1 protein-coding gene is annotated in these 972 nt (G+C 44.9%); it reads right to left on the bottom strand.

Going from position 1 to position 972, the window contains the following annotated elements:
* A partial coding sequence (locus tag PV403_RS24800; RefSeq protein WP_332086286.1) for an IS30 family transposase occupies positions 1–861 on the bottom strand: 861 nt, incomplete at its 3' end.
* Positions 862–972: the final 111 nt, after the last annotated feature.

Here is a 972-nt window from a genome sequence, read left to right as displayed (position 1 = left end):
TTCCAATTCTTCATCACATACCTCTGCGAAGTCTTTTCCTTTTGGAAAGAACTCTCGTAACAAGCCGTTTCCATTCTCATTGGAACCTCGTTGCCAAGAAGAATAAGGATCTGCAAAATACACCTTCATACCGTGTGTTTCTTCTAGATTTCGAAAGCATGCAAACTCTTTACCTCGGTCCACAGTAGCACTCTGAAAGGTACCCACTGGGTGCTGTGCAGCGGCTACACCTACAGCAATTTCCATGGATAGTGCGGTACGATCAGGCATGCTGATGGCAGTGTATAGCCGTGTTTTTCGTTCGATAAAAGTAGCGACACAAGCTTTGCTTTTTCCTCGGCTAGAGACAACCGTATCCAGTTCCCAGTGGCCAAAGGTTTCGCGAGAACGAATCTCTTTAGGACGCTGTTTAATAGAAGTGCCTACAAGGAAGCGGCCTCGTTTTTCCTGAGGTTTCTGTCTCTTACCTTTATGTCTTAACTGCTGAACTGTAGAGCGAGTTAAACGGCCGTCATACAGCCACCGGTAAATCGTTTTGAATGAAACCATGGGCATATCTTTTTGAACATAGCTCATTGAAATTTGCTCAGGTGACCAGGTTTCCTGAAGTCTTCTCTCTATCTCTTCACCAAGTGCCTCAGTCCACTTTCCGCGTGAACTTTGGGCTTGGCGAAGGCACTGATACCGCTCATTTGAATCTACCGCTTGATAACCTTCTAAACGGTGATTTCGTTTTAATTCTCGGCTGATGGTAGAGTGGTGGCGGTCCAATTCACGAGCAATGGCTCGAGCAGACAATCCTATCTGAGAGAGTGCTTCTAGTTTACTGCGTTCAATTATGCTAAGATGTGAATAGCTCATGGACTGATTCTCCTGTGTGAATTTGGTGTGGTAACTTAATTCTACACGAATCAGGCCATGGGCCATTTTTATTTTTTGAGTAAGGTGTCGCACTTCATATTACAATCCGTC

The sequence above is a fragment of the Paenibacillus sp. GYB006 genome (assembly GCF_036577645.1).
Lineage (GTDB): Bacteria > Bacillota > Bacilli > Paenibacillales > Paenibacillaceae > Paenibacillus.
Note: the sequence above shows the minus strand (reverse complement) of the source record. Positions and strands in the feature narration are given on the sequence as shown.